24 protein-coding genes are annotated in these 22,644 nt (G+C 28.6%); 23 read left to right on the top strand and 1 reads right to left on the bottom strand.

From position 1 onward, the window contains the following. Position 1 precedes the first annotated feature (1 nt). The 21 genes from H6578_00190 to H6578_00090 all read left to right on the top strand — a co-directional run bounded on the left by H6578_00190 (position 2) and on the right by H6578_00090 (position 19,587). A complete protein-coding gene (locus H6578_00190) occupies positions 2-766 on the top strand; it encodes a TauD/TfdA family dioxygenase (GenBank protein MCB9225572.1) in 765 nt (254 codons plus the stop codon). Further along, entirely contained in the window at positions 767-1,672 is a 906-nt protein-coding gene (locus H6578_00185; protein MCB9225571.1) for a glycosyltransferase, read from the top strand. Further along, positions 1,673-3,451, top strand: a complete 1,779-nt coding sequence (asnB, locus tag H6578_00180) for an asparagine synthase (glutamine-hydrolyzing) (GenBank protein MCB9225570.1) — start codon at positions 1,673-1,675, stop codon at positions 3,449-3,451. 319 nt (positions 3,452-3,770) lie between these two features. Further along, entirely contained in the window at positions 3,771-4,106 is a 336-nt protein-coding gene (locus H6578_00175) for a hypothetical protein (GenBank protein MCB9225569.1), read from the top strand. Further along, entirely contained in the window at positions 4,090-4,974 is an 885-nt protein-coding gene (locus H6578_00170) for a hypothetical protein (protein MCB9225568.1), read from the top strand. The genes H6578_00175 and H6578_00170 overlap by 17 nt, the downstream gene beginning before the upstream one ends. Further along, entirely contained in the window at positions 4,971-5,636 is a 666-nt protein-coding gene (locus H6578_00165; protein MCB9225567.1) for a hypothetical protein, read from the top strand. The genes H6578_00170 and H6578_00165 overlap by 4 nt, the downstream gene beginning before the upstream one ends. Further along, complete coding sequence (locus H6578_00160) at positions 5,620-6,477, top strand: hypothetical protein (protein ID MCB9225566.1); 858 nt, start codon at positions 5,620-5,622, stop codon at positions 6,475-6,477. The genes H6578_00165 and H6578_00160 overlap by 17 nt, the downstream gene beginning before the upstream one ends. Positions 6,478-6,550: 73 nt before the next feature. Then, on the top strand, positions 6,551-7,873 hold the full coding sequence (locus tag H6578_00155; GenBank protein MCB9225565.1) for a hypothetical protein: 1,323 nt from the start codon (positions 6,551-6,553) through the stop codon (positions 7,871-7,873). Then, entirely contained in the window at positions 7,866-8,465 is a 600-nt protein-coding gene (locus H6578_00150; protein ID MCB9225564.1) for a hypothetical protein, read from the top strand. The genes H6578_00155 and H6578_00150 overlap by 8 nt, the downstream gene beginning before the upstream one ends. Continuing rightward, positions 8,449-9,345: a hypothetical protein gene (locus H6578_00145; GenBank protein ID MCB9225563.1), complete on the top strand. Its 897-nt coding sequence runs from the start codon at positions 8,449-8,451 to the stop codon at positions 9,343-9,345. The genes H6578_00150 and H6578_00145 overlap by 17 nt, the downstream gene beginning before the upstream one ends. A 27-nt stretch (positions 9,346-9,372) precedes the next feature. Then, complete coding sequence (locus H6578_00140) at positions 9,373-10,392, top strand: NAD-dependent epimerase/dehydratase family protein (GenBank protein MCB9225562.1); 1,020 nt, start codon at positions 9,373-9,375, stop codon at positions 10,390-10,392. Continuing rightward, entirely contained in the window at positions 10,385-11,548 is a 1,164-nt protein-coding gene (locus H6578_00135) for a hypothetical protein (protein ID MCB9225561.1), read from the top strand. Before H6578_00140 ends, H6578_00135 begins: the two co-directional genes overlap by 8 nt. 2 nt (positions 11,549-11,550) lie before the next feature. Next, complete coding sequence (locus tag H6578_00130; GenBank protein MCB9225560.1) at positions 11,551-12,699, top strand: ATP-binding cassette domain-containing protein; 1,149 nt, start codon at positions 11,551-11,553, stop codon at positions 12,697-12,699. Beyond that, on the top strand, positions 12,699-14,225 hold the full coding sequence (locus H6578_00125; protein ID MCB9225559.1) for a hypothetical protein: 1,527 nt from the start codon (positions 12,699-12,701) through the stop codon (positions 14,223-14,225). The genes H6578_00130 and H6578_00125 overlap by 1 nt, the downstream gene beginning before the upstream one ends. 20 nt (positions 14,226-14,245) lie before the next feature. After that, the gene (locus H6578_00120) at positions 14,246-14,563 is read left to right on the top strand and encodes a hypothetical protein (GenBank protein ID MCB9225558.1); all 318 of its coding nucleotides are present in this window, start codon (positions 14,246-14,248) and stop codon (positions 14,561-14,563) included. Beyond that, positions 14,547-15,482, top strand: a complete 936-nt coding sequence (locus H6578_00115) for a hypothetical protein (GenBank protein MCB9225557.1) — start codon at positions 14,547-14,549, stop codon at positions 15,480-15,482. Before H6578_00120 ends, H6578_00115 begins: the two co-directional genes overlap by 17 nt. Beyond that, the gene (locus tag H6578_00110) at positions 15,479-16,330 is read left to right on the top strand and encodes a phytanoyl-CoA dioxygenase family protein (GenBank protein ID MCB9225556.1); all 852 of its coding nucleotides are present in this window, start codon (positions 15,479-15,481) and stop codon (positions 16,328-16,330) included. The genes H6578_00115 and H6578_00110 overlap by 4 nt, the downstream gene beginning before the upstream one ends. Positions 16,331-16,339: 9 nt before the next feature. Continuing rightward, positions 16,340-16,978, top strand: a complete 639-nt coding sequence (locus tag H6578_00105; protein MCB9225555.1) for an aspartyl/asparaginyl beta-hydroxylase domain-containing protein — start codon at positions 16,340-16,342, stop codon at positions 16,976-16,978. After that, positions 16,979-17,578, top strand: coding sequence for an acetyltransferase (locus tag H6578_00100; protein MCB9225554.1), 600 nt, complete (start codon positions 16,979-16,981; stop codon positions 17,576-17,578). Between the two features lie 300 nt (positions 17,579-17,878). Beyond that, positions 17,879-18,646 (top strand): TauD/TfdA family dioxygenase, encoded by a 768-nt coding sequence (locus H6578_00095; protein MCB9225553.1) that lies wholly within the window; start codon positions 17,879-17,881, stop codon positions 18,644-18,646. Beyond that, entirely contained in the window at positions 18,643-19,587 is a 945-nt protein-coding gene (locus H6578_00090; protein MCB9225552.1) for a glycosyltransferase, read from the top strand. Before H6578_00095 ends, H6578_00090 begins: the two co-directional genes overlap by 4 nt. Positions 19,588-19,632: 45 nt before the next feature. Here H6578_00090 and H6578_00085 read toward each other — a convergent pair whose 3' ends face one another. Next, positions 19,633-20,229, bottom strand: a complete 597-nt coding sequence (locus H6578_00085; GenBank protein ID MCB9225551.1) for a hypothetical protein — start codon at positions 20,227-20,229, stop codon at positions 19,633-19,635. On the opposite strand from H6578_00085, the gene H6578_00080 reads away from it, so the two are divergent. Together H6578_00080 and H6578_00075 are read left to right on the top strand one after the other, a co-directional pair. Then, positions 20,199-21,341: a glycosyltransferase gene (locus tag H6578_00080; protein ID MCB9225550.1), complete on the top strand. Its 1,143-nt coding sequence runs from the start codon at positions 20,199-20,201 to the stop codon at positions 21,339-21,341. The genes H6578_00085 and H6578_00080 overlap by 31 nt on opposite strands. A gap of 8 nt (positions 21,342-21,349) precedes the next feature. After that, entirely contained in the window at positions 21,350-22,630 is a 1,281-nt protein-coding gene (locus H6578_00075; GenBank protein ID MCB9225549.1) for a glycosyltransferase family 4 protein, read from the top strand. The last annotated feature ends 14 nt before the right edge of the window (positions 22,631-22,644 follow it).

Here is a 22,644-nt window from a genome sequence, read left to right as displayed (position 1 = left end):
TATGAAATTCTTTAACTCTATTAACAACACAGACAACTTTGCAGAAGTATTTAAAAACACAAAAGTGCTTCATGTCAAAAAACCTAATCTGCCGGAATCGGATTTAGAATCCTTTTATAAGGGTTTGGCTCAAACAGCAGGTTTTCCAATTATTTATGAAGAAGACCCTGTTACGGGAGAAATACGACCGAACCACTGGACCAAAATTGAATACATAAAGGGACATGAAGAAAGTTCTTACAAACATAGCAATCATGCACAGCCCTTGCATACTGATTATGGTTATTTCTCGTTTGAAATTTATTGTGCGTTTTTTTATTGCGTTGAGCAAGCAGAATTTGGCGGTGCCACTACATTTTTTGATGTAGATTTATTAGTTCAAATACTAAATGAAATAAACCCCGATTTGTTTGATAAACTATTAAAAACCAAAATTCATTTTGGAAGATATGAAAATACTATTGCTCAAAATTCAGATTACATTTTACAAAAGGACAGTTTAGGCTGGAAAATAAATTGGAATTATTTTAGAGCATTGGAAGATAAAAACCACCGAGATTTAGTATTAGAGTTTAAAGATTTTTTAGACACGAATATTGAAAGAAGTGGAGAGCTTTTACCCTTAAAACTTCAAAAGGGCGAAGCAGTATTTTTTCAAGATAGAAGAATTTTGCACGGCAGAAATTCTTTTATTGGAAATAGACAGTTAAATAAAGGAGCTATTGCTAAAGAAATTCCTAAGGAAATTCAAAACATGTTAGTATAAATGGATGTAAGTGTAATTATTTTATGCTACAATCATGAAAAATACATTGCCCAAGCATTAGAAAGTGTGCTTGGGCAAAAAACCAACTTTAACTTTAATATTATTATTGCCGATGATGGCTCTACAGATAAAACTGTTGAAACAATTACAGGCTATCAAAAGCAAAATATTGATAAAATTATATTACTCAAAAGTGAAAAAAATAAAGGTGTTTTAGCTAATGCTATTGCCACTATTTCAAGCATAAAAAGCAGATATATTGCCTTATTAGACGGAGATGATTATTGGACTTTTAGTGGCAAACTTCAAGCTCAATATGATTTTTTAGAAAGCAACAAAGAGTACACCGGCTGTTTTCATAACGCAAATATTGTACAGCAAAGCGATGCCGAAAAAATACTATTTAATTCTTTTAGTAGTTATGCCGAAATATATACTTATCCGGCAGATGTATATCCGTGGGATTTAACCAATAGACTAATTTTACCTACAAGCTCCTTGTTTTTAAAATCTGATTTTTTAAAAGATAGCAGTTTTAAATTTATTGATGACGGTTTTTCTATTGCTTGGAAAATTTCTTGTTTAGCTATAAAATATGCAAAGTTTAAATACATAAAAGAAACTTGGAGTGTTTACAGAAATCATTTGCAAGGAATTTCTAAAAACAACACGATTAATTTTCATTTATCACACATTAGTTTTTTAAAGCGATTAATAAATGATGATTACTATAAAAATATTCCTTTTGAGATATATCAAAGCATAGCCTCAGAATACTATATTTTAATCAATAAACTGATGAAAAATACAAACGCCAAAATATCTTTAAAAATAAAAAAAGACTATGTAATAAGTGAAGTTAAAAAAGTATATTACCTATTTAAAAAAACAAACACTGACAAATAAATGTGTGGCATTATAGGACAGATAAATTTGAATGATACAATTAAGCAAGTTGTATTTAATCAAATGCGAGATAAATTATATCATCGTGGACCAGATGATGCAGGCACATACATAAATAAAACAGAACATTTAGCTTTAGGACACAGAAGATTATCTTTTTTAGATTTAAGTGAAAAAGGCAAACAACCTTTATGTAACAATGACAAAAGTATTTGGCTAACTTTTAATGGCGAAATATATAATTTTTTAGAGTTAAAAGTTGAGCTAAAAGAAAGCTACAATTTTAACACAACAACGGATACTGAAGTAATAATAGCCGCCTACGAAAAATGGGGAATAGGCTGTGTAAATAAACTTAAAGGCATGTTTGCTTTTTCCATATTTGACGAAAATAAAAACAAACTATTTTTAGCGAGAGATAGATTTGGCATTAAACCGCTGTATTATTTTAAAAATGAAACAAACTTAATTTTTGCCTCTGAGCTTAAAGCAATTTTTGCTTCTGAAATTCCTGAAAAAGAGATAAATTTTAGTGCTTTTTGCGATTATTTTGTGTATCGGTACATTCCAAGCCCCAAAACTATATGGCAAAACATTTATAAAGTGCCCCCGGCTCATTATTTAGAAATAGATACCAATAGTTTATCTATTCAAACGGTAGAATATTGGAAATTAAACAGTTCAGATAAAAATAAAGATGAGCAATATTTAATTGAGAATATAAACAAAAGACTATCTTCTTCAATTGCTCAACACAATAGAGCAGATGTGCCCATTGGTTCATTTTTAAGTGGCGGTTACGATAGCAGTGCCATAGTTTCATATTTAGTAAAACAAGGAGAAAAACCGCAGACATTTTCTATAGGTTTTGAAAATTGGCAAAAAAGCGAAGACAATTTTGCTAAAATAGTGGCAGAACATTTATGTGTGCCAAATAAAAGTGTAGTGGCAAATGAAAACAGTTTAGAATTAATAGAATTAATGCCTCAAGTTTATGACGAACCCATAGCCGATATTTCTATAATACCCACATATATGGTTAGCCGGTTGGCAAGAGAAAATGTAAAAGCTGTAATGAGTGGCGAAGGAGCAGATGAATTATTTGGCGGCTATACTTGGCAAAAAGATTTTTATGCAAAAAATTATCCTAAAAACTGGCTCAATAAAATAAAATCCCTTTTTCAAAAAGATGATACCGTAGCATTTTATGCCCACGCTATGGCAATGGGTTGGTTTGATGCGGAAGAATTAAAGAAAATGTTGCATCCTCGCTTACATAAATATATTCCTAAAGATGTACATTGGTTTTATAGGAAACATTTTAAAACTGAATTAACACCATTAAAATCCATTCAATATTTAGATATTAAATGCTTTATGGGGGAATTAGTTTTGGTAAAAATAGACAGAGCCAGCATGGCAAACAGTTTAGAAGTTCGTGTGCCATTTTTAGACCATGAGATGTTTGAAGAAATTTTTAATACTGAGGAACAAACTTATTTTAAACAAGATAAAACAAAATATGTTTTGTTTGAAAATATAAAAAATGATTTGCCGGAAATTATTTTAGAAAGAAAAAAGCAAGGTTTTGTAGGCCCCGACAGTTATTATATGAATAAGAATTGGTATAAAAACCAATTAAAAAACAGTATATTAGTGGAAAATAAAATAATACGACAAGAGTATATTGATGCTTTGCTAAAAGAAGATTATGATTGGCGTATTTGGAAAATTTTAGTAATGGAAAAATGGTTTGAAAAATGGAATGAAAAAGTATAGAAAACAAATTATTTATGGGATAATTCTCTTTATTGGTATAGCAACTATATTTCTATTTTTTAGTTTTAAATGGTGGTTTCTTGCTCCACTAAGCCTTTTTAAATTGTGGTATCCTAATAGTGTTTATGCTATATTTATTTTAAAATTGTTGTTAATTTTTTCTTTTCTTTTTTTAGTGTTCAATTCTTTTATCTCCATAAAAAAAATATGGCATTTTAGATACATTTTTTCATTTAGCCGGCTTAATAAAGTTTACATTTTCATTATATTTCTATTGGTTAGTTTATACATAAAAAAATCACCGTTTTCAATTTATTCTATGTACAATAAATTTAAAGAAAATGTGCAAGTATTTTATATTGAAGATGAAAATAACAATTTGATAGCTTTAGATGATATATCAAACACTCAGAGTTCAGTGATTTCTAAAATGTTTTATTCTTATTTATCCGAAAATAATTTAAGTATAAAACAAGTTGACAATGATATAAAACTGAGAGCAGAATTTGGTAAATACCTTATAAAAGAGTCCATTAATCCTAAGTTAGTAAGAAAAAAAAACATAGAAAAAATTTCGCTGTACAAGAAAACTTTTTTTATAAAGAATGATTCTCTAAAATTTGTAAAATATAAGTTTTATGAGAGCAGTTATTAAACAATATTTTTCAAATAAATATTCTAATACCGAGTGGCAATTCATTAAATTTTTCTTTACTGCATTTTGGTTGCATTTTTCTTATCAAATGGTTTTTTTTATTCCTACTGTTTACCGAAAAATAGGAGTTTGTAACTGGATAGATTGCACTATAATCGCCCTACCTGCTGTAAAAGCAATCTTATTTTTATTGCTTATAATTCTTGCTATTTTGTATTTCACAGAAAACTTAATGCTACTAACAACCTTTCTGCTCGGTATAATTTTTCTTTTTTTAATAAATACTTTAGATTCTGCGGGAATAGACTCTCGCTCCAACTATTTTCCCTTTGTTTTTTTTGCTCAAAGTTTAGCATACCTCAAATATAAAATAACAAATAAAAAACCAGCATTAAAGCAAGATAGGATACAATACGTGTTACAGGTTTTAGTAGTAATATATATTACAGCAGTTTATAGTAAACTCCAGAATTCTAATTTAGATTGGATTAATGAAAATGAATTAATGGCACTTAATGCAAAAAAAAGTATTATGCACCATTATGTAACGGTAGGACAAAGCTTTTTTGTTGGTTATTCTGATTTTATGTACAGTTTTTTCAAAGCCAATAAATGGTTTGTTCAATTTATATTGTTTAGCACATTGGTAATAGAAACTATAGTAATTTTTGTTTTATACAATAAAAAACTGAGTGTCATATTTGGTGGGTTAATTTTTATAATGCACTTTTTTATTCTTGTTTTAATGCTCGTTTTTATACCGTCTATATTTGCTTGCGTTACTATTTTTATGGTTAATTTACCGTACTTAATCTATCTGTTGCTTGTTGTATATTTAGGAAAAACTTTACAAGTAATATTAAGATGAAAAAACAAATAAAACATATTGCCATTATATTACTTGCCATATTAGGGATTAGCTTTGCACTAAATTTTAATTGGTGGTTTTGGGGAAGTTTATCTCAGTTTAAACAATGGTACAGCAATTTAGGAACATTAGTTTGGTTGTTTAAGTATATATTGATTTTTCTATTTCTTTGTTGTTTTGGATGGAGTTTATATATAGTTTTTAAATACGGCACTTTTATACTCAAAAAAATACCTTTTTATTATAAAATTACTCTTTTCTTATTTGTAGGTTATTTAGTGGTTTCGCCTATTTTAAACGGAAACCACCCATTTTCTACATTTCCTATGTATAATATTTTATCTGAAGGGGCATATAACTTTGTATTGCAAGACAAAAATGGCGAAGTAGTACCATATAACTCTATTTCTAAATACACAAGTATTGATGTACCCGATTTATATGAAGCTTTTTTAACAGAAAGAAACATACCTTATGGCAATCAAATGGAAACCAAAGAACAACTAAATTTAGTTGGAGATTATCTAATAAATATTTTAATAGATGAGGACAAAAGGAAAAAACAAGGGTATGATTATATCCAGTTAAACAGATTGTATTTCACAATAGAAAACGATAAAATTATTACCTTCAAAACAACCTTAAGTGAAAAAACTTACTGAAATATTAAAACAATATAAAAACGAAGAGTGGCTATTTATAAAAATACCTTTTATTTCTATTTTTTTATTATTCATTGCTAAAACTATTTTACTTTCAAAACCGGCTAATTATCCTTTAGGTCTTTGCAAACTAATTGATTGTAATGTTTTTTTATTTAAGCCTGTTGCAATTATTATACTTTTTATTGCCATAATATTTTCAATTTTATACCTCTTTGAAAAAGTAATGCTCCTCTCACTAACTATTCTTTTCATTACTTCCTTACTCGTTTTTACCATTTCAGATTCTACAGGTATTTTTGCTAGAACAGATGTACTTACAATGGTTCTTTTTGCTCAATTAGTGGCTTACATATATGCGTATTTCAGTAAAAAAGGGAAAACATATTTGTACAAAAACAGAATACAGTTTCCTATTCAAGTAATTGCCGCAGGCTATACCTTATCTGCATTAAGCAAATTATTTAATTCCGGAATTTTATGGAGTTTTAATTATAGAGGTTTGGCCATTCAAGCAAAAAAAGCAATAGGTTATAAGTATTTGTTTGATAGAAGTGATGTGCTACTTCAAAAAATGGAAACATTTCCTAATTTTATTATTAGCCATCCTTTTTTAATAATTTCTATATTAACGTTAAGTGTTTTGTTTGAGCTTTTTGCCGGAATTGCGGTATTTAAGAAAAAATATGCTTTTTATTGGGGCTTATTATTGCTTTGTATGCATCTTGGTATTTATTTCTTTATGAATGTTATGATATTGCCTGTAATTATATCAATGACAGCTTTTTTTATCAATCCATTATATGTTTTTTATAAATATTTAATTCATAGTGAAAAATAGAAATTATATCGTTGTTTTTTGTTTATTACTAGTTTGTGCTTGTCAAAATAGTAAAAGGCAAGTTAATCAAGAAATGAACATTAAACAAGAATTTTCATTTAAAGGTAATGAAATTACTATTAGCAATAATAATCTCCAATCGGTTTCTTTTCAATTTAATATAAATAATGAGTTTCCTATTTTGGTAAAAAAGGAGATAGACAGCATATATAAAATTAGTAAAACACTAAGTATAGATACTCCTAAAGCTGCATGGCATTATGTAATACAAAATACTTTCCCCTCTAAACCATTTACACTAAAACCATGGTGTCATAACCCCAATATTTTCATAAATAGCATAGCAAGCGGATACTGTGATGATTTATCAAGTCATCTTGTATTACTATGGGATAAATTAGGATACAAAGCTAGAGTAATGGGTTTAGAAGGACATGTGATACCAGAAGTTTACCACAACGGCAAATGGGAACTGTATGATCCGGATTTACGAGTTTATTTTTATAATGCAAATGACGAAGTGGCTGGCTTACAAGAAATAGAAAACGACACTACTTGTTTTAAGAGAATCAGCAAAGAATATGAAAACATTTTTTCTTTTAATACCCAGCTAAGCAATAAGTTTAAATCTATATATAGCTCTGCGTACAATAACAAAGAAAATACAGATTGGCAGCTTAATTATAAAAACGATATAGATAGTTTTTATACTTTGCCCAGCCATAGTAGTTTAAGTATTTATTTTGATAGCACGCTTAATACAAATTTGGCTTGTGTGAGCCTATCAAAAAAAAGCCGAGGTATTTTAAATATTCCGTTATTGCCAATGGTAGTTGCCGGATCTTTTAATGCTATTTTAAATGACAGTTTAATAACTATAAACGCTGTAAACAACTATTTGTTAGATAATTTTGATAAAATGCGGGTGCAAAATGTACTGCAAGAAACTAAAATCTACTTTTTAATAAATCCCTTTGTTTCTATATTTAAAAGCAGCAATGAGATTAATAGTATAAGCTCAAAAAATATAAGTTTAAGTATTTCAAATCAAACATCTACATTGTATAGTCAAGAAATTAATTATTGGTTAATAAATAAACAATTGAGCAGAAATAGGAATAACTATTTTAAAATAGCAGATTTAGATACTTTTAGAAATTTAGGTTTAAAAAATGAATATGAAAAGTATTGCCTAATTTTAAATAAAAATGAAATGAATACAAATATAAGCATATATAATAAAGAGATTGAAAATTCTTTAGCGATAAGCCCTAAAAAACTTGACAGTATTTTGATTTCATATTATCCTGTTTCTACCCAAATATATAATTACAGCATTGCTAACGATAATCTTGATTATTTGTATTCTCGTTTAAAATATATACAACATGAATAAACGAGGATATATAAAGTCTATTTTTATATGGGTATTTAGTATAGGTGCTGTTGTTTTATTTATTGTTTATAAAAGTTGGTTTTTATCCTCATTAAAGCAATTTCATCATTGGTATCCTCATTACGGAACTATATTATGGTTCATTAAATTAATTCTTCTTTTTTTAGTGGGTTTCAGTATTTTATTTTTAATATGGAACATTATAAAAATAATGTATCAAGAAATGGAAACGTTTTTCGTTTTCATAATTTGTGCTATTCTTTGTTTTTTTTTAGATGGAAATTATCCTTTTTCTATGGTAAAAATGTATAGTGCCCTAAATGAAACAACCAATGTATTTTATATAGACGATTGCTTAGGTAAAATACAACCTTTGCAAAAATTTAATAATCTTAATGGTGCTAAATTAAGCCATTACTACTATAACCTTACAAATGATAGAAGAATAAAAAAATCGGAAATTGGGGTACTATTATATAAGCAACTACAAATAGATAGTTTGGATTATTGTATTTGTATAAATAAAATGAAAATTGACCAGACATTTGATTCATATAACAAAAAAGAGGTTTTGTATGAATCTTGTAAATAATTTTTATAAAAAGTATAGTGCCAATTTTTATTCAGATAAAGCCTGGCTCATTTCAAAAATAATATTTGCTTTTTATCTGAGTAAAGTTTTTATTAAAATTATATACAGAGCCACTTATGTAAATTCGCCATTAGGACTGTGCAACTATATTCCTTGTTCTTTTTTTCTTCAAAATGAAGTAAAAATTGTTCTAATATTTATACTAATTGCTTTATGTGTTTTATACATTTTTGAAATCAAGATGCTGTATTCTTTGTTAGGATTAACCGTTATAACTGTTATTATTGGTGCCGTTTCCGATTCAACGGGCGTACTTCATAGACTATTTGGGTTTAGCTTGGTTGTTGTAGCTCAATTAGTTGCTTATATTATTTTTAGCTTCAAAAATGATAAGAGTATTTTGTCAAAACAAAGACACCAATTTAGCTTACAGGTTATAACTTGTTTATATTTTGTATCTTTTCTTTCAAAAATAATTCATTCAGGACCTTTTTGGTTTACCCAATATAAGGGATTTGCCAATCATATATTAAAATCTTGGATGTACAAATACGTTACAACTGGCAATATTGCAGACTACAATAAAGGATTATTTTTTTATAATAGTATTATAGAACACCCATACATTAGCCAATTTTTACTCCTTTTAGCTCTTATATTAGAAGGTTTTGCTTTTTTAAGCATACTCAATAAAAAAATCTCTCTATTTTGGGGAATAGCACTATCTGTAATGCACTTATCTATTTTCATATTAATGGATATAAAAATACTATCAGTAATTATTCCCATGCTTCTATTTATCTTAAATTTACCGGTACTGCTTCTTATTCTGATAGAAATAATCAAAGAAAAAGTAGTTTATAAAAAAATTAATTCATAATAACATTAAGAATACTAAATTTGCGTAGTGCTATCAAAAAACATTTTAATAACAGGTGTAGCCGGATTTATAGGCTTTCATTTATGGCAAAAATTGAATAATGAAAATTCAGTAGTTGGTATAGACAATTTGGCAAAGTTTAGCAACTACAATATAAAATTAAGAAGATTAGAACAACTAAATTTTGATACAACTAAGTTTAGTATGCCCTCTAATTATACCGCCAAGAATTTTAACTTTTGGTATGCAGATTTAAACAATACCTCATTAATTAAAAAAATATTAAAAGACAACAAAATAGACTTGGTAGTACATTTGGCAGCAGCTACGGGTGTTCGGCAGTCTATTACCCATCCCGAAATATATACCGAAGCTAATATTTTAGGATTCAACAATTTAATAGAAGCCATGCACCAAACGGGAGTAAACAATTTAATTTACGCCTCAAGCTCCTCTATTTATGGAAACGATACGTCTATACCGTTTAAAGAAAATGCCCCGTGCAATAATCCTTTATCTTATTATGCCGTAACCAAAAAAAACAACGAACTTACTGCACAAAGCTACGCTTCAAACTACGATATGAATATAATAGGATTGCGTTTTTTTACAGTGTATGGTCCTTGGGGCAGACCCGATATGGCAAACTACAAGTTTATAGATGCTATAATGAAAAACGAACCTTTTAAATTGTTTAATTACGGAAATTTTGTGCGAGATTTTACTTATGTAGATGACATAGTAAAATCAATTTCATTATTAATAGAAAAAATGAATGCAGGCAATAAATACAAAAATGAGATATTTAATATAGGAAATGGTTCTCCAATTATTGTAAAAGATTATGTAAGTTTAATAGAAGAAACTATTCAGAAAAAAGGAAACTATATTTTAGTAGAGGGCGATAAAGAAGAAATGCAAGAAACGTACAGTAATTCTGAAAAATTATTTAGAGAAATTAATTTTAAGCCTCAAACATCTTTAAAAAAGGGAATTGAAAAATCTATTGAATGGTATATAAACTATAAAAACGACTATAATGAATAAATTTGTTTTTGTAGTTTGCGGAGCTAAAGAGCATATTGATACTTTGCATTATTCTTTAGAGAGGTTAAAAAAATACAGTCAAAATGAAATTATTGTTTTAACTGATAGTACCAGAAATGCGATAAAAGTTGAACATAGTTTAATAATAGACATTGAAACCCCTAAGCATTTTAATCATCATCAAGCCAGTATTTATTTAAAAACAGGCATTTATAAATTTTTGCCTAAAGGAAATAATTATTGTTATTTAGATACTGATGTAATAGCCTTAAATAATGATGTTGACAAAATATTTGAGGAATTTGAAGCACCTGTAACTTTTGCTCCCGACCATTGTGTGGTTAAAAAATTTAGCCCTTATGCGGTTTTTTGTGGGTGCAGTGAAAAATGGAAAATAAAACGAGATATTTTTGAGGCATCCAGCTTAAAACACGATAAAAATAGAGCAATAACAGATACGGAAATTTTAAGTAGGCAAAAAATATTGCTTTCATTTTTTAATGATATTCAAAAAAATATTTTTAAAAAATTTACGGTAGCTGTACGTTATTTTATGGCATTAAAAAAGTTTCATCTAAATGAAGATTTCTATTTTGACAAAATAAATAGAGAATGGGTAGATAAGATTAATGGAAGCGTTGTACTACATGAAGTTCCCGTTAAAACTATTGAAAAAGAAACAGGCTTTAAGTACAACCGGTGGACACAAAACTGGCACGATAAAGAAGGGAATAATATTTGGCAAGATGAATGTGAGCACCTTCCTCAGTTTATTTACAATAAATATAAAATTAAGGTAAACGCAAATTGGCAACATTGGAATGGGGGTGTTTTTTTGTTTAACGACCAAAGTCATGAATTTTTAGCTTCGTGGCATAAAAAAACAATGGAGATATTTGAGGATAAAAATTGGCGTACAAGAGACCAAGGCACTTTAATAGCTACAGCAAATGAGTTTGGCTTGCAAAACCATAAAAAACTAAGCAAAAAATGGAATTTTATAGCCGACTATTACAACAAAGGAATTGATTTTAATGACGAAGGTTTTTTTACCGATAATTTTTGGAAATCAAAATATAAAGTTAACTTTATACATGTTTACCACCATTGGGGAGATGAGAGTTGGGGGGTGTGGCGTAGAATAGTAAGTATATAAAAATGCAAAATGATATTGCTATACGTGTAAAAGGGTTGTCAAAAGTTTACCAAAAGAAAAACAAAAATGGTGATCAAGAGGACTTTTATGCTTTAAAAGATGTAAACTTTGAAGTCAAAAAAGGCGAAGTTGTTGGCATTATTGGTAAAAATGGCAGCGGTAAAAGTACATTGTTAAAAATTTTGAGTGGTGTTACTAAGCCTACAACAGGTAGTGTGGAAATAAATGGAACAGTGGCCAGCATTTTAGATGTGGGTACAGGTTTTCATGCTGATTTAAGTGGGCGAGAAAATGTATATTTAAGAGGGAAACTCTTAGGTATGAGCACCCCAGAAATAGATGAAGCCTTTGATGATATTGTGAACTTTAGTGAAATAGGCGACTTTATAGATACTCCTGTAAAAAATTACAGTAGCGGCATGTTTTTACGCTTGGCTTTTTCTATTTTAGTTTTTTTAAAATGTGATATTTTGCTTTTAGATGAAGTGATGGCCGTGGGGGATATTGGGTTTAGGGAGAAGAGTAAACAACAGTTGTTTAGAAATTTTAAAAAGAAAACGATTTTAATTGTAAGTCATCAAGTAAACGAAATAGTAGGTTTATTAAATTCAACCTTGTTAATAAACAGAGGTAATTTATTAAAAACAGATACAAAGTCAGCTAATTTTCATTCTTTTATCCAAAATTTAAAACTTCCATTAAAAGAAGGAGAAATCTCTTCATTAAAAATTTATAGAGGTCAAGAAGCCAATTCAACAAATCCGCATAAGTTTAGTTATAAGTTAATAGGAAAAAAAGATAATAATTTTTACTATCATGAAGAGATTGGTTTTAATGTTCGATTTGCTTCCAATAAAGATGTTCTTTTTGGATTTTCTCTTAAAGATTTGTATTCAAATACTATTTTTGAAAAATATATTGAAGTAAAAGAACTAGAAAGTTCATTAACTTTTACTATTCCAAATAAACTTCTTAATATTGGGTTTTATTCTATTGATTTCTTCATTTTTGACAAGACAAAGATTCATACTTTTGAAAGAAATGCACTAACTGTTAATGTGATAGCAGATGGTTATAGCGAACAGTTTTTGAATAAGACTTGGGGTGTGATTAAACCAGAGATAACCGTGGAAAACAATTATAAAAAGTAATGAAAAGTATTATTACAGGTGTTTATTCAAGAGATAGTATATTAAGCAATGCTTGTTCTTTTGGTGAACAGTTAATAAGCTCCCAATATATTAAAGTTTGGGGAGCACGTAATACATCTGACATTACAAGAATTGAAGATAAGAATTGCATTTTGTTGATTTCTGGGAATTTTTCATGCATTAATTTAACCTATGATTTAGAATTTTTTTTAAATCAAACTTATAAATTAATAAATTTCCTTAGTGGACAGTATACTTTCGTAATTTATCATAAACTGACACATAAATTGATAATAGGAGGTGATGAAATTGGCATATATCCACTATTTTATTACAAATCGGCTAATAATTTATATTTTTCAAATGAATATGAAAATTTAGTCAGCCTTCTACCCAATATAAAACTAGACACTAAAAGTATAAACTTTTACCTAAAATTTGGTTTCACTCCAGATGGCTTCACGTTTATAAAAAATTTAAGAATGTTGGAAAGAAATGTTATGTTAGACATGCATAAACATAAATTTTCAAAGAAAAAACATCGTTCAAGTATAAAGAAAGTTAATTTAACTATTAATGATAGTATTGATTTGTTTTATAAAAAACTTGTCAACGTTCATAAAGAGTTCTTGAAAAGAACTCCACCTGAAAATACACTTGTTACGCTTTCAGGTGGCTTAGACACTCGATTAAATTTTGCCTTAATTCATGATAAAAAAAGGTATAAGTATTCTAGCTTTTACACTCCACCACTGAATGAAAAAGAAGATAAAGACACCCTAATTGCATCTATTTTCGCCAATAAATATGGCATCAATTTAAAAATTGATAAATTTCAATTGATAAACGAAAAACTGGCAATATCCTACTATAAAAATCAACAAGATAGTACCAATGTAAAAGTTGTAACAGGGTTATTGGGAGGAGAGTTTTTATCTAATTCTTTTGTAAGATTTATTCAAAACAATGTTAGAGATCTATACAAAAAGAAATCTTTTGAAAAAGCTAAGCATTTGTTTAATCAAGAAGATAGAATGTTATTAAAAATGTTTAAAGAAACAGATGGTTTTTATCAGTTTATGACGACTATTTTATACAGGAGTTTTTTTTCAAATTTTTATGGTGGCACAGAAGGATATTGGTCTAACCCTTATAAACATATACTAAGATATTACAGTGTTTTTACTGAACCAGATATAGTTAAAACATTGTGGTCTATTCCTGAAGACTATATTCTTTATTCTAACAATAAGTTTCAGTTGTTGTTATATGAACGATATTTTAAGGAATATACCAAAATAGGAACAAATTCAAAATTGAAGAATATCACTGATTATGGTTTTTCATATTTTGAGGAGGGTTTAGAACCAAAAAATAATAGAATTAACAGATCGGAGCATTTGTATGAAATAGCTCTAAACAATTTGAATAAGCATAAAGAGATAATTATAAATGAGCACTCAAATAAACAAAATATTATAGATTTAAACACATGGATAACGTTTTTAGACTCATTAAAAAAATAAACATTAAACTTTTATTTTTTTTGATATTGATAGTGCATATATACTTAGTTTTAGCTGATGTAAAGGTCTATCCATCTATAATCTTTCCTCACTTTCATAACAAGGGGTTTAATAAAGAAATTACTTACATAAATACAAGCTTTAAATTAGAAAATGAGGAGATAGATATTTTACCATTTTTTAAACCACATGACAAACGATTTTATCTTTTTTATTTAAGAAGAGTAGTTAATTCTAAAGATGTAAATAAAGATTTGCAACTTTTAAATCAATTAACAAAATCAGACCAACTTTATACAGTACAAATGGATACTTTAGTTTATGATATGGATTATTAGGTTATATTATCTCTTTATGCTTTTTTCGGGATTGTATAGACACTATAGCTTTGAATATCTTTTTTTCAAAGAAAATTCCGTTGAATCTATTAAAGCATTAATATTATTTGCTGAACAATTGGTATTTTTATTAGCTTTTATAGCTTTTCTATTTCCTATAAAGAAGAATCTACATTTAATTATTTTTACACTACTATTTTTCTTAGATTTTTATTTCAATAACTTTATTAAATTTGAAAGTGCCATGATTGGCACACATTTATTTCCTTTATTTGCATACTTGTTTCTGCGTTTCCCTAAAAGCCAAAAAAAAATAGCTAAGATTGCAACACTCATTATTTCAATTGGTTTTATATCTGCATGTATATTAAAAATAAACTCAGGATGGTATAAACCAAATAATTATGTCATTTTTGCTTATTTAGTACAGTTTTCAAAGGGTTTTAGTATTAATGGCTTACTTTCTCCATTGCTTCTTGAAGTGAAAAGCCCAATTTTTTGGAAAGTCTTAGATTATAGTGTTTTGTTATTTCAAGGAAGCTTTATTCTTAATTTTTTCACAGATAGATTTCGGGTAATCATTTTTGCCTTTGCCGTTTTATTTCATATGGGTATTATGCTTACGCTAAATATAGCTTTATTCTTTCCTTATATTTTAGTTTATACTTTAATAATTAGTGTTTCATTACCACGTGGTTTACAATCTAAAACTTATAAAATAAGCACAAATTTAATTCTAGTAGCTATAATAATGATTGTTAGCTTTTTAATGTATCAAGTCAATTTCATCTATAATTTTCTAAATTCTCTACCTTTGTATCGTTATGGAGATTCTTTAATTACCATTTTTTGTGCCCTTTTCTTTTTTACTACATTGGTTAACGTATATAAGCGTAAAGCAGTATCTTTGAGCAAATGATATCATCACTACCTAAAAAAAAACAAGACGAACTAAAGTATTTAGGATACACAAAAATAGGCTCACTTTATTCTGAATCATTGAGTGAGTTAAAAAAGCAAACCAAACATCTTCTTAGTGAAGCAAAAGCAAATAATCCAAATGCTCAAAAATTGTTTAATCTTATTAATGCAAATTTAAGCCTTAAGCAACGTAGTAATGCTATAGTAGATGAATTTCTAGTGTCAAGATTAAAACAAATATTAGATGAAAAGGAAGTAGATATTTATCCTGTTTCTCACATTTTAAAACCATTTGGTAAAAAAAGTGCTATTTGGCATCAAGATTCTTCTGTAGTAGATGAAAGCAAACATTTTTCTTTAAATGCGTGGAGTTCATTAGTTAACTCAAATAAGCTAAATGGTTGTTTGTGGGTTTTTCCAGGAAGTCACATTAATACAAATTACTACAGGCAGTTTGGATATGTAAGTATTGTGGACTATATTAAAAACATTAAACACTACTTAGTACCTATTTATGCAAAAGCAGGAGAAATTGTGCTTTTTCATAGAAATTTAATTCATGGTTCAGGTATGAATTTTTTGCCATTTCCAAGAGTAGCTGTTGAGGCATTAATTACACCATGTGGGGCACAGTTATACAATTTTCATAGAGACGATAAACTTGAGAAAGGTAAACTTATGGGCTTTGAAGTACCACCTGAACATTTTTTGAAAGCAAGCCCTAAAGAAGATTTTTATAGTGGAGAATTTTCCTATGACTTATATACAAGCCTAAGTAAAAGTGAGATTGTTGCTAAATTAAAATCTGAAATGCCTAAATTTATTGCTCATGCAAGTAAAGTATAATTGTAGAATATGTTCTCTTTTTTAAATAAATATTTAGAAGAAACAAGTCATGCTTATGGTCATGAGATGCCTTTATTTGTTAAGGACTTTTTAGATGTTATAAACGACATTAAAAAGGAGTACAATACTTATCTTCTTTCTAATGAAATCAAACCGATAGATGAAATGTCAGATGCACAAAAAGACTTGAACACGGATAAAAATTGGAGAGCGCTGTTTTTGTATGGTTATGAATACTATAACCATAAAGCTATTATAGATTTTCCATCCTTGAAAAAACTTGTTGAAAAACACAAAAACACTATTAATTTAGTTATGTTTTCTACCTTAGAGCCAGGAAAAGAAATTTTGCCTCACTATGGTAAAAATATTGGGGTGCTTCGTATTCAAATTGGCTTGGATATACCTGAGCCAGCTTTATGTGGCCTACAAGTAGAAGATAAAGTGTTTCACTTAAAAAACAATGAAGTACTGGTGTTTGATGATACCTTCAAACATGCGGCTTGGAATAGAGGAAATAAGGATAGAACCTTGTTGATTATTGATTATAAGAAACCACTTTCATTTCCTTTTAACATCCTAAACAATCTATATCAAAAGAAAATAAAAAAATCTGCGTATATTCAACAAGTATTAAAAAAACTATAAATGGTAATCATAGGCACGGGCGGAATGGCTAAAGACATTGTAGGGAGTTTAGCAAGAGATTATAGGCATAAAGTATTTTATTTTTATAATGATCGATCTGATTATGCTGAAAAACTATTTGTTAATAGATATCCTATAATTCGAAATATAGGTCAGTTACAAAAACATTTTACTCAACATGGTTATGATTTTGTTAGTGCCATAGCTAATCCTCTGTTGCGCATGCGAATGAATGATAAAATACGAGAGATAGGTGGTAACTTAACTACGGTAATAGCTATGAAAGAAAATGTAAGTGAGTTTACAGAAATAGAAGCTGGCACTATCATTCAGCCTGATATTGTAATTAGTAGCGAAGTGTTTGTTGGAGAAGGCTGTTTTTTTAATTGCGGCACTATAATAGGGCATGATGTTCGTATCGGGAAATATACTTCTTTTGGTCCTGGTGTACGTGTTTTAGGGAATGCTGAAATTGGCGAATTCTCCTATATTGGCTGTAATGCCATTATAGCTCCAGGAGTTAAAATAGGTAAAAAAGTACGCATAGGTATGGCTAAAGTGATTACTGAAGATGTGCCTGACGGCAGCAAAATAGTATAAAATGTTGAATATTGGAGTGTTGTCATTTTTTTTATCCCTACTTATAGTTTTATTTTTTAAAGAAAATTCTAAACAACTTTTTATGATTTTAGGACAAGCGCACTATACACTAGCTTACTTGTATCAATATAAAGCTAATAAACTAAAACCAGCAAAAGTTTTTCTTTTGTTATTAACCGGTTTAGCTTTGTTTTTGAGTTATTCTTTGTTTAGCTACACAAAGACCTTAGTTTTTTTAACTGCCTATTATTTTGTACTACACTTTGTTTTACATTCCACTATATATTTATATTTTTAATTATGTTATTTTTTAATAGTATCACTCAAACAGAATCATTTAACCATGTTTTTAAAAACTCAAAAGTACTTCACTTAGCTAAACCAAAACTGGCTAAAGATGAGATGGATGCTTTTTATAAAGAACTTGCCAATCAAGTAGGACAACCTATTATTTATGAAGAAGACCCCATTACAGGAGAAATTAAACCTAATGAATGGACAAAAATAGAATATAAGAAAGGCGAAGAAGAAAACACCTACAAGCATAGTAATCATGCTCAGCCTTTACATACAGATTATGGTTATTTTTCTTTTGAAATTTTTTGCTCTTTTTTTTATTGCGAAAAACAAGCAGAATTTGGAGGGGCTACTACTTTTATAGATGTAGATACTATCGTTAAGATCTTAAAACAAGTTAACCCACAATTATTAGAACACTTACAAGCTACAAAAATTCATTTTGGAAGAAAAGATAATCCTATAGCACATAATGAAGATTATATTTTACAAAAGGATGAGATGGGCTGGAAAATAAATTGGAATTACTATAGAGCTTTAGAAGATAAAAGCAATAATGAACTGGTAGAAGGGTTTAAATTATTCCTATATAAGCATATAGAAAAAAGTGGTGAGCTACTTTCTTTAAAGCTTGAAGAGGGTGATGCTGTTTTTTTCCATGATAGGAGAGTGTTGCATGGAAGAAACTCTTTTGTGGGTAAACGTAAGCTTAACAAAGGAGCAATTGCTAAAAACATTCCTGAAAACATATTTAATAAGTTTATGCTATGATAGATGTACTTATAGTAATTCTTACTTATAATCAAGAAAACTATATTGAGAAAGCTGTTCAGTCTGTTTTAATGCAAGAAACAAGATTTAATTATCAATTGGTAGTTATTAATGATAGTAGTACAGATAACACTTTAAATGTATTAAAGAAATATAATAGCAATATAGAGGTATATACTACAGCAAAAAATTTAGGAGCTGCATATGCTTTCTTAGATTTTTACAAAGGCGTACAAAATCAATATAAATATATTGCTCTACTAGATGGAGATGATGAGTGGCTTGTAAATTATAAGCTCCAAAGCCAGTATGACTTTTTAGAAAAACACTCAGATTATATTTTAACTACTCATGATGCTATTAATTGTAATGAATATGGAGAAAAGATAGACTTATATTCCACTAGGTATCATATACCAGAAGTATCAGGTTTTGAAGCCGTTTTGGAAAAACAACGCTGGCCTACTAGTTCTTTTTTTATGAGAAACTTTTTAGTGGATTCTAGCTATGAAAACTTAATTCAGCATTATAAATATAATTCTGATTGGATTTTGACTATTTATTTATCCACTTTGGGTAAAATTCATTTTCATAATCAAGCACTATCAAAAAGGACAATACGCCTAGTAGGAAGAAATCAAACCGTAGGAGGTGATAATTATTTAAAATTTCAAATTAAAGTACTAAAGCAATTAAAGTATTTACAATTTTTAAAAAATCATATCAATGAAGTAAATTTTGCTTTAGCAGGTCGATATCTTAAGCTGTTTGATTACTATAGAGAGAAAGGAATTTATAAACCTATACTGTATATCAATTTTATGCTTTACTTTAAACCGACAAGTTTTGTTGAACTTAAATTTTTAGCCCATACTATAAAAAAGCCCATCAATGCTTTCTTTTTTAAGACCTATTTTGAGGATTTTTCAAAGAAGAACTAATCTTTTTTTCTTTGAATTTATTTAGTAAAACAAATATAAAAACCCCTAAAAAATAAAGAACTTCCCTGAACCTAAGCGGATATTATTGGGGTCTGGTATCCTATCAAAATAGTTAAGACGGCTAAGTCCAAATGCGATAAGCAAAAAAGGGAAGACTGTCCAGTACGGGAAATGAAAGCAACTTTTGATTTTAGAAAGTAATAAAACTTCAATAAAGAAAAGCCCAGCAATAATTAATTCTAAGACCTCTTCTTCATTTATAGTAGTAAATAGTATAGGGGCATTTGTTTTTTCAATATATACTTCTACAAAATACACCATTATCATAAGAGAAACCACCACCACATGCATCAAAGCTTCTTTAGTTTTCTTGAAATTAAATAGAAAATATAACGAAGAAAGATGTAAAAGAGCAACTGGAGTAAAATAAAAGCCATCTTTAAAAAAGGCATCATTTTCTAAAATGAGCCAATAAAAGGAAAGTGTAAAAAGACTAAAAAACAAATACTTTTCTTTACTTTGTTTACTAATTTTAAGATAAAGTAAGTAAGATGTTATGATTAAAAGCAAACTACTTAAAATCTCAGTCCACATAAACTCAGATTCGCTAAATGAAAAAACTTGATTTAATATATGTTCCATATGGTAATATTCCATCTAGGTACGCACATAGTGTAAATAGCATCAATATGGCTCTAGCGTTAAGCAAGCAAGTTAGCAAATTTGAGCTTGTTTTACAAAAACATTATTTCCAAGTAAATAAAAGAGAGCAAATAAAAGATTGGTATGGCTTAAATGAATTACCTAAAACAACATTCATAAATAGAGTTTCACTTACTTTTTTCAAAAAAATATATGATTTTGTATATGACCCTATATTTAACAAAAAAATATGCGCTTATTTAAAAGAAAGAAATAGTAAAACAATTGTATATACTAGATGTGAGTCTTTAGCTTTAGAATGTGTGAATAAGGGAATAAGAACGGTTCTTGAATATCACAATGATAAAGAAAACCCCTATTTTAAACATGTAGTTTCAGCTTCTCAAAAACCAAGTTTTCTTATGTTGGTTACCATTCACAAATCATTAAAGCAGCAATATGTTAGTGCAGGCATTGCTTCTTCTAAGATTGTAATTTTTGAAGATGCTGTTGATGTAAATCGTTATACAAATCCTGTAAAACCACCATACTCATTATTAAAAAAGCACCCTCCTACTATTGATGTATTATATACAGGTAGTTTATACGATTATAAGAATGTAGAACTATTAATAGAAGCAGCTAAACTTCTTCCACATTTAAATTTTATCATACAAGGGGGTAAGAAAGAGCAGGTTGAGGCATATCGTAATAAAGAGAGCAATTTATCAAATGTCTTTTTCTTTTCACATATTCCCAATAAATTCATACCTTTCTTACAAAAGCAAGCTCGCATCTTAGTTTTAACGCATCAAGATGAGTGTAGGCAGTCAAAATATACTTCTCCTATTAAGCTATATGAATATTTGGCAGCAAAAAGACCTATATTAGCACCAGATATTAAAGCATTTGAAGGTGTTATCTCACACAATGTTCATGCACTTTTATATGATGCCAATAATGTAGAGAGTTTAGTTAAAAATATCAATAAGATAACTGATAATTTAAATTTAGCTAAGCATCTGTGCGAACATGCTTTTAACTTAGCTCAAGAGAATACTTGGCACAAAAGGGCAGCATTAATTTGTAATCAAATAAGTCTAAGAAGCTGAAAAATATAGTGAAACATATTATCTCTAAAACAATCAACTACGCCATCTACTATTTTCGTAGAATAGTGCTGTTTCAATCTAAAGAAAAAGCCATGCGGGAGCATTATGCGGGCTATATGAAAACACAAGAAGATTTAAAACGAAGAAAAAGACTACCCAATATTGCAATAGTCAATCAAAGCTTTACAAAATATACCGAAACTTTTATCCGTGAAAAAATTAGGAATATAGATAAGCAAAAATATTATGTGCGCCAATACTATGGAGGGCTTTTCCCATGTTATAATACAGAAACAGGGCATCTATTGTCTAAACATAAAATCATTTTAAAAGCTTATGAGCTTCTAGAAATCTTTTTGAAAAAACCAACCAATTATTATCTTAAAAAAGCCTTTACAAAGCATCTTAAGAGAGAAAAGATAAAATTGGTTTTTGCTGAGTTTGGCACAATAGGTATTGAAATTAATGAAAGTTGTAAGTTAGCCAATGTACCTTTAATAGTAACGCTAAGAGGTTATGACATACATCATAATCTCTATTTTAAAAGCAATGAGGAGCAATATTTAAACTTGTTTGATTATGCATCTTTAATATTATGTGTTTCTAATGAAATAGTAACAAAAGTTAATGAGTATGGTTTTTCTAATAAAACAAAGTATTTTCATTCTACCATTAACACCAAGCTTTTTAGGTATTTCAATCACAAAAGTAATCCACCGATTTTTCTAGCCATTGGCCGCTTTGCAGAAACCAAGAGCCCACACCTTACCATTTTAGCGTTTAATGAAGTACTGAAAGAAATACCTGATGCGCAGCTACGCATGATAGGCAAAGATGGCGGTGGAGAATTATTTGAAGCATGCCACATTTTAGTTAAAGCACTTAAAATTGATGATAAGGTACATTTTTTAGGTATTAAAACGCCAGAACAAGTGGCTGAAGAAATGAAAAAAGCAAGAGTTTTTGTGCAACATTCATTAACTACTCCTATTACTGGAGATAAAGAAGGTACGCCAGTTTCAATTATGGAAGCCATGTCAAATGGTTTACCTATAATAGCCACCAAACACGCAGGAATTCAAGAAATAATTAAAAATGGTGTTTCTGGTATTTTAGTAGATGAATATGACTATCTTAATATGGCAAAGGAAATGATTCGTGTTTGTAAAAGTGATGAATTGGTGGAACAAATAGGATTAGCCGCAACAAAGGCCATACAAGAAAATGAGTTAATACAAAACAACACACAAATTTTAAGCAAAATCATAGAAAAACACAAATTACCATGATATTTAGGAATTCA

It is taken from the genome of Chitinophagales bacterium (assembly GCA_020635995.1).
Taxonomy (GTDB): Bacteria; Bacteroidota; Bacteroidia; order Chitinophagales; family UBA8649; genus JAFMKE01.
The sequence above is the reverse complement of the archived record's forward strand: the minus strand, read 5'-3'. Positions and strand labels throughout refer to the sequence as shown.